Annotated in this window: 9 protein-coding genes; 4 read left to right on the forward strand and 5 right to left on the reverse strand. The window is 70.4% G+C overall.

Annotated features, from left to right (window positions below; all coding sequences use genetic code 11):
• Window positions 1–145: 145 nt before the first annotated feature.
• Window positions 146–781 carry a PepSY domain-containing protein gene (locus ACFVDP_RS43740; protein ID WP_383503399.1) on the reverse strand — a complete coding sequence of 212 codons (636 nt, stop codon included), beginning with the start codon at window positions 779–781 and terminating at the stop codon, window positions 146–148.
• 121 nt (window positions 782–902) lie between these two features.
• Between ACFVDP_RS43740 and ACFVDP_RS43745 the strand changes: the two genes are divergently transcribed.
• Both ACFVDP_RS43745 and ACFVDP_RS43750 read left to right on the forward strand, forming a co-directional pair.
• Entirely contained in the window at window positions 903–1574 is a 672-nt protein-coding gene (locus ACFVDP_RS43745) for a response regulator transcription factor (protein WP_383503401.1), read from the forward strand.
• Window positions 1571–3001 carry a sensor histidine kinase gene (locus tag ACFVDP_RS43750; RefSeq protein ID WP_383503403.1) on the forward strand — a complete coding sequence of 477 codons (1431 nt, stop codon included), beginning with the start codon at window positions 1571–1573 and terminating at the stop codon, window positions 2999–3001. The genes ACFVDP_RS43745 and ACFVDP_RS43750 overlap by 4 nt, the downstream gene beginning before the upstream one ends.
• Window positions 3002–3067: 66 nt before the next feature.
• Here ACFVDP_RS43750 and ACFVDP_RS43755 read toward each other — a convergent pair whose 3' ends face one another.
• The 4 genes from ACFVDP_RS43755 to ACFVDP_RS43770 all read right to left on the reverse strand — a co-directional run bounded on the left by ACFVDP_RS43755 (window position 3068) and on the right by ACFVDP_RS43770 (window position 5757).
• Complete coding sequence (locus ACFVDP_RS43755; RefSeq protein ID WP_383503404.1) at window positions 3068–3544, reverse strand: MarR family winged helix-turn-helix transcriptional regulator; 477 nt, start codon at window positions 3542–3544, stop codon at window positions 3068–3070.
• 128 nt (window positions 3545–3672) lie between these two features.
• Entirely contained in the window at window positions 3673–4452 is a 780-nt protein-coding gene (locus ACFVDP_RS43760; RefSeq protein ID WP_383503414.1) for an AIM24 family protein, read from the reverse strand.
• 8 nt (window positions 4453–4460) lie between these two features.
• Window positions 4461–5126: an AIM24 family protein gene (locus tag ACFVDP_RS43765; RefSeq protein ID WP_383503406.1), complete on the reverse strand. Its 666-nt coding sequence runs from the start codon at window positions 5124–5126 to the stop codon at window positions 4461–4463.
• Window positions 5119–5757, reverse strand: a complete 639-nt coding sequence (locus ACFVDP_RS43770) for an AIM24 family protein (RefSeq protein ID WP_383503408.1) — start codon at window positions 5755–5757, stop codon at window positions 5119–5121. Before ACFVDP_RS43770 ends, ACFVDP_RS43765 begins: the two co-directional genes overlap by 8 nt.
• Window positions 5758–5887: 130 nt before the next feature.
• On the opposite strand from ACFVDP_RS43770, the gene ACFVDP_RS43775 reads away from it, so the two are divergent.
• Complete coding sequence (locus tag ACFVDP_RS43775; RefSeq protein ID WP_383503410.1) at window positions 5888–6241, forward strand: DUF3817 domain-containing protein; 354 nt, start codon at window positions 5888–5890, stop codon at window positions 6239–6241.
• Window positions 6238–6531: an MTH1187 family thiamine-binding protein gene (locus tag ACFVDP_RS43780; RefSeq protein WP_383503412.1), complete on the forward strand. Its 294-nt coding sequence runs from the start codon at window positions 6238–6240 to the stop codon at window positions 6529–6531. Before ACFVDP_RS43775 ends, ACFVDP_RS43780 begins: the two co-directional genes overlap by 4 nt.
• Window positions 6532–6676: the final 145 nt, after the last annotated feature.

A 6676-nucleotide genomic window follows, 5' to 3' on the forward strand; every position in this document is an offset into this window, starting at 1 on the left:
AAAGGCCTGCGGCCTTCAGGGGAGGCGGCGCGAAGCGCCTGCCTCAGGGGCGCGGGGAACTGCGCGAGAAGCGGCCACCGGCCGTCAGCCGACCGGCAACCCCTCAGGGGCGCGGGGAACTGCGCGACCAGCCCCCACCGGGCCGTCAGTCGTCGTCACCGTGGTCGTCATCGTGACCCCGGTCCACGGTCACGGCCCCCGTCCGGAGGTCCACGTGCCAGTCGTGCTGGGTCCCGTCCGCGGACGTCGTCTCGACCTCCCAGACCGTCACCGATCCGGCCCGGTCGTCGTCATCGTCGGCCTCCACCGACGTCACCGTCCCCTTCGCGGCAGCGACCCGCGCCGCGTCCGAGGCCGAGACCGACGCGTTCTTCAGGGCGGAGCCGACCCGCGCGGGGTCGTCGTCGTCATCCCTCTCGACGTGTGAGCCGAGGATCTTCCCCGTGCCGGGGTCGATCTCGACATGGTGCCGGGCGGAGCCGATCACGTCGACGTCCCAGACCAGCCGGCCGTCGTCGGAGTCGAGATCGGCCTCGGCCGCGACGCCCGGCGTGTGCTTCAGCGCGGCGGCGATCGCGTCCTCGGCCGTGATCCGGGCCCCCTTCGCCTCGTCGGCGTTCTCCCGGGCGTCACTGACGCCGTCGTCCTTGATCTGCACGCTCGACTTCGCTGCGGCGCCCGACCCGCTGTCGTCGTCGGAGAGGGCGACCGCCGTGGCGGTTCCGCCGCCGATCAGCGCGACGGCGGCGATGGCGGAGATGACGGTCGTACGACGCTTCATGAGGTCCGTCCCTACGTGGAGTTCGACGAGTTCGACGAGGACCAAGCTGCCCGAACGACCCTGAAGCCCCGCTGAAGGAACCTGAAGAAGCCTTCAGGAACCACCTGCGACCCTGTGACGCATGCGCCTGTTGATCGTGGAGGACGAGAAGCGGCTCGCCGTGTCGCTCGCCAAGGGCCTGACCGCCGAGGGGTACGCCGTCGACGTGGTCCACGACGGCCTCGAAGGACTGCACCGCGCGAGCGAGTCGCCGTACGACCTGGTCGTCCTGGACATCATGCTGCCCGGCATGAACGGCTACCGGGTCTGCGCCGCCCTGCGCGCCGCCGGGAACGACGTGCCGATCCTGATGCTCACCGCCAAGGACGGCGAGTACGACGAGGCCGAGGGGCTCGACACGGGCGCCGACGACTATCTGACCAAGCCGTTCTCGTACGTCGTGCTCGTCGCGCGCGTGAAGGCGCTGCTGCGGCGGCGCGGCCGCGCGGGCCGGGCCAACCCCGTGCACACCGTCGGGCCGTACGCCGTCGACACCGCCGCGCGCCGCGTCACGCACGCCGAGGACGGTGAAGTGCCGCTCACCGCGAAGGAGTTCGCGGTCCTCGAACAGCTCGTCGCGCGCGCCGGTGAGGTGGTGTCCAAGAGCGACATCCTGGAGCACGTGTGGGACTTCGCCTACGAGGGCGATCCGAACATCGTCGAGGTGTACGTCAGCGCGCTGCGCCGCAAGCTCGGCGCGCCCCTCATCCGGACCGTGCGCGGCGCCGGCTACCGGCTGGAGATCCCCCGGTGAGGCGCCGCCTGCTGGGCTCCGTACGGTCGCGTGCCGCGCTCGCCGCCACCCTCGTCGTCGCCGTCGCCCTGGTCGCGGCCGGTGTCGCCGTGCTCCTCGCCCTGCGCGACAACCTCGGCGAGCAGGCCTCGTCGGGCGCCGACTCGGCCGCCCGCCGCGTCGCGACGTCCCTGGTCAGCGGGGTCGCGCCGGACAGCCTCGACCTCGACGACGAGGACCATCCGGTGCAGGTCGTGGACGACGACGGCAGGCTGATCGCCGCCACCGACCACCTGGAGCGGATCTCCGGCGCAGGGACGGACGCGGTCAAGCCCGTCGCCGCGCGGAGTGACGACGACGATGACGACGACCGGCACGGCGGTTCCGGCGGTGACGACGACGGCGTCGGCGGCTCGGTGTCCGGCTCCACCGACTACACCGACGGCAGCGCCACCGTGGACGGCGACAGCGCCGACTACCGGTTCGCCGCGGTGGAGGTCGAGGACACCGCGTACGGCGATCTGAAGGTCTACGCGGGCGCCTCGCTGGCGGCCGAGCAGAGCGCCGTGACGACGACGTCGACCGCCATGCTGATCGGCTTCCCGCTGCTGCTCGTGGTCGTCGGCACGGTCACCTACCTGGTGACCCGGCGCGCGCTGCGGCCCGTCGAGGGCATCCGCACCGAGATGGCCGCCATCACCGCGTCGCAGGACCTCGCGCGCCGGGTGCCGCAGCCGGACACGCACGACGAGGTCGCCCGCCTGGCCGCGACCACCAACGAGACGCTGGCCGCGCTCCAGGAGTCGGTCGAGCGGCAGCGGCGGTTCGTCGCCGACGCCTCGCACGAGCTGCGCAGCCCCATCGCCTCGCTGCGCACCCAGCTGGAGGTCGGCGCCGCCCACCCGGAGCTGCTCGATGTGCCGGGCGCCGTCGAGGACACGGTGCGGCTCCAAGAGCTGGCCGCGGATCTGCTGCTGCTCGCCCGGCTCGACGCGGGGGAGCGGCCCGGCGGCGCCGGAGTGGACCTGGCGGCCCTGGCGCGCGAGGAGCTGTCGCAGCGCGTGGGCGACCGGCTGCCCGTCGCCGTGGAGGCCGTGGAGTCGGCCCAGGTCACCGGCTCCCGCGGGCAGTTGGCCCGGGTGCTGGGCAATCTCGTGGACAACGCGCAGCGGCACGCGGTCGGCGCGGTCGTGGTCGCCGTGGGCGTCGACGGGGGAGAGGCGGTCCTCACGGTCGCCGACGACGGCGACGGGGTGCCGCCTCAGGAGCGTGAGCGGATCTTCGAGCGGTTCGTCCGGCTCGACGACGCGCGCTCACGGGACGGCGGCGGGGCGGGGCTCGGACTGGCCATCGCCCGGGACGTGGCCGTGCGGCACGGCGGCACCCTGACGGTGCGCGCCGCGCCGCAGGGCGGGGCACTGTTCGAACTGCGGCTGCCCGCGAACTGAAGGCGGGTTTCCACGGGGGAGGTCGGCGGTCCTCCGCGGACAGCAAACCTCAGTCGTTCGCAGGTGTCACGGTTTGCCGCGTTGCGAACGCAGGTGTTCCGCGATGGGCGCGAGCGCCTTGCGGAGGTCGCTCAGCTCCTGCGGCGAGACATGATCCACGAAGTGCTGTCGCACGGACGCCACATGGAACGGGGCGACCTTCTTCATGGTCTCCAGGCCGAACTCGGTGAGGACCGTGTACAGGCCGCGCCGGTCGGACTCGCAGTTCTCGCGGCGGACCAGCCCCGCGTTCTCCATCCGGGTGATCTGGTGCGAGAGCCGGCTCTTGGACTGCAGGGTCGCCGCAGCAAGGTCGCTCATCCGCATCCGGTGCTCATCCGCTTCGGAGAGGTTCACCAGAATCTCGTAGTCGTTCATCGTCAGGCCGAAGGGCTGGAGGTCTTTCTCCAGCTGGTAGTTCAGCAGCCTGTTGACCTCCAGGTGGGTGCGCCAGGCGCACTGTTCCTCGTCGGTCAGCCACCGCGTGGCCGTCTCGGTCTCCATGGAATCGATTCTACCTAAGAAGTTGAAAGGCGAACGAATGTGGGGAATGTGACGCCTCACATGTCGGTGAGCCCTCAGTTGTGCGGTAAAGGTTCACGCGTTCGACGTCACACTCCGCAGACTACCGCTCACAGCCCGAAGCGACGCTGGAGGTCTCCGAGCTGTCCGGGAAGCCTCGGTGCCGGTGACGAGCCCGCGCCCGGTCCCGAACCGCCGCCCGGTACGCCCGCTTGGTGAGGTACGTCACCCGTGGCGGTCTCCGGCATCAGCGCCTCGCTCGATTGCAGAAGCACCGTGCCGGCGCCCACGAACTCGAACTGGTGCTCCTCGCCGCTGACTCCGCCGATCCCCGTCATCGCACGTAGACCGCCTATGACGCCGGTCAGATAGGTGTGGTCGTAGTGATGGCAGGGGGACGGGCAGTCGGCCCAGCCGACGAGCGCCTGCGGATCGACGCGGAGGGGCGGCTCCATGAAGACGACCGGACCGTTTGAAGCCGCGACGAATTTGCCAGTGCCAATGAGTGTGAGAAAGCCGGGCACGATGGACTGCTTGAGCGCGAGACTTGGCTGAAAAGCGAGCAGATTGCCCGCGCGGATGGTCAGGTTGCCGTCGTCCAGGTCGTAGGAGTTGACGTCGAAGGCCCGGTCGGCGAGGAGCATCTTGCCGCTGCCCTCCGCCACCACCCAGTCGCTCGCGTGCAGCGGCGAGTGGAACGAGGTGCGCACCAGGCGGTCGAGCTGCCCGTGCCCGATGCCGTTGAACTCCATCCGCCCGTAGTAGGCGATCATCTTGCCCTTCTGCAGGAACCACTGACTGCTCTTCAGTTCCACGCAGAACGTGTACGCGTTGACGTTGTCGTCGACCGGCAGCGTCCGGGGATCGTGGATCACCGGGCCCGCGGGCATGGGGTGGGTCACAGCTTCTCCTCCGACGCCTGCACGTACACCGCACCGCTCCCGCTCAGCTCCAGCTGGAACGCCTCGCCGCTGCCGCGGCCCACCATGTCCCGCCAGCCGAGCGCCGTCGACAGCTTGTTGCGTACGTCGCCGTGATGGGCGACGTACGCCTGCGGGTCGACGTGCACCGGGTTGTTCGGGGTGATCGGCACCTCGATGACTCCGCCGTGCGCCATCACGGCGACCGCCCCGTGCCCCTTGAGCGTGGTCGTGAAGAGCCCCTGCCCGGTGACCTGCCCGCGCACCATCCCCATGACCCCGCCCTGGGAGCCCATGAACATGGTCCCCTGCTGGAGCGCCCCGTCGAAGGCGAGCAGCCGGTCGGCCTCCACGTACAAGGTGTCGCCGGACAGATGGATCACCTGCACATGGTGGCCGCCGTGCCCGAACAGCACCGTGCCGCTGCCCTCCACCGTCATCAGCGGCGTCGCCTCGTTGGCCACCCGCCGACCGATCATCGACATCAGTCCGCCCTGCCCGCCCTGCACGTTGGGCGTGAAGGAGACGTCCCCCTTATAGGCGAGCATCGCGCCGCGCTGGCTGTAGAGCCGCTGCCCGGGCACGACGGTCGCCTCGACGACCTTCGAGTTGATCTCGCGGAAGTCCGCCGGCATCTCACACATCCCCCGCGATCGTGTTGCGCTCACTGGGCTGTACGTAGACCAGCCCGTCGCCCTCGAAGAGGATCTGGAACGCCTCGCCGCCGCCCTCCCCCAGGAACGTACGGAAGGTGACGCCCGACTGGAACGACTGCCGCAGACTGCCCTGGTGCGCGACGTAGGCGCCGGGGTCGACGGTCAGCGGGTAGTCGCGGCTGACCCGCAGCACCACCGCCGGGCCGTCGCTCATGATCGCGGCCTGGCCGTGGCCCTCGACGGTCGTCGTGAACAGCCCGTTGCCCTGGGAGGCGCCGCGCATCCCCGTGAAACTGGTGCCGGTGCGCAGACCCGCGTCCGTGCACAGCAGATTGCTCGCCTCGACCCAGAGCTTGTCGCCCCGCAGTCCGACCAGGTTGATCTCCGCCGCGCGGTCCGCGAACCAGCAGGTCCCCTGGCCCTTCACCTCCATCACGGTCATCTGCTCACCCGTGATGCGCCGGGTCACCATCCCCCGTATCCCCTCGCCACCCCCGCTCAGCTTCTTGAACGCCATCCGGCCGTCGTACGCGACCATCGAGCCGTTCTTCGCCTTCACGCTGTCGCCCGTCATGTCGACGGCGAGCATCTTGCTGCCCTGCAGCCGGAACGTTGCCACGGGATCGACGGTACGGGGCGGGGGAGCCCGCCGACAGGGCGACGGCGGGACGGTGCCACAATGGGGAACGCTTGTGCGCGCTTTCACAAGATCACTGCCAGCCCGTCGACCACTCAGTCAAAGGTGCCTCGTGGACATCAAGACCGCCTCCGCCATCCGCCGCCTCCGCCTGGTCTCCGCGCCCGAGGCCGTCTCCTTCATCCTGCTGCTGGTCTGCTCGGTGCTGAAGCGGACGACGGACTTCAACGCGGTGCCCGTCATGGGCATGGTGCACGGCGTGCTGTTCGTGCTGTACGTCGTCTTCTGGCTGGACGCCTGGAACCGCGCGAAGTGGGGCTTCGGCCGGGCCGCGCTCTACTTCGTCCTCTCCGTGCTGCCGACCGGCGGGTTCTTCGCCGAGCGGAAGCTGAAGCGGGAGTCCGAGAGCGCCGTCAACGCCGCCATCGCCGCGCGGGCCCGTCAGGAAGGGATCGTGAACGCATGATCATCGCTTTCTCCGTGACGCCGCTCGGGGTCGGTGAGGACGTGGGGGAGTACGTCGCCGACGCCGTGCGGGTCGTCCGCGAATCGGGGCTGCCCCACCGGACCGACGCCATGTTCACCTCGATCGAGGGGGACTGGGACGAGGTGATGGCCGTAGTGAAGCGGGCCGTCGCCGTGGTCGAGGAGCGGGCTCCTCGGGTCTCCGTGGTCATGAAGGCCGACATCCGCCCCGGCGTCACCGACGGCCTGACCTCGAAGGTCGCCACGGTGGAGCGGCATCTCGCCGACTGACGGCCGGTCGCGCAGTTCCCCGCGCTCCTGGGTTGTCGGTCGTCCGCGGCCCGGTGGCCGCTTCTCGCGCAGTTCCCCGCGCCCCTGAAGGCATGCGCTTCGCGCGCCTTCCCCTCGGAGGCTGCGCCGAGCGCAGCCTCCCGAT

This window comes from Streptomyces sp. NPDC057694, from assembly GCF_042799415.1.
In the GTDB taxonomy this organism is placed as follows: domain Bacteria; phylum Actinomycetota; class Actinomycetes; order Streptomycetales; family Streptomycetaceae; genus Streptomyces.

Excerpts from the sequence above, each read along its gene's own strand:
- ACFVDP_RS43755 (WP_383503404.1), bottom strand. The coding sequence starts at position 3,544 with ATGGAGACCGAGACGGCCACGCGGTGGCTGACCGACGAGGAACAGTGC.
- ACFVDP_RS43780 (WP_383503412.1), top strand. The coding sequence starts at position 6,238 with ATGATCATCGCTTTCTCCGTGACGCCGCTCGGGGTCGGTGAGGACGTG.
- ACFVDP_RS43745 (WP_383503401.1), top strand. The coding sequence starts at position 903 with ATGCGCCTGTTGATCGTGGAGGACGAGAAGCGGCTCGCCGTGTCGCTC.
- ACFVDP_RS43740 (WP_383503399.1), bottom strand. The coding sequence starts at position 781 with ATGAAGCGTCGTACGACCGTCATCTCCGCCATCGCCGCCGTCGCGCTG.
- ACFVDP_RS43765 (WP_383503406.1), bottom strand. The coding sequence starts at position 5,126 with ATGTGTGAGATGCCGGCGGACTTCCGCGAGATCAACTCGAAGGTCGTC.
- ACFVDP_RS43760 (WP_383503414.1), bottom strand. The coding sequence starts at position 4,452 with ATGCCCGCGGGCCCGGTGATCCACGATCCCCGGACGCTGCCGGTCGAC.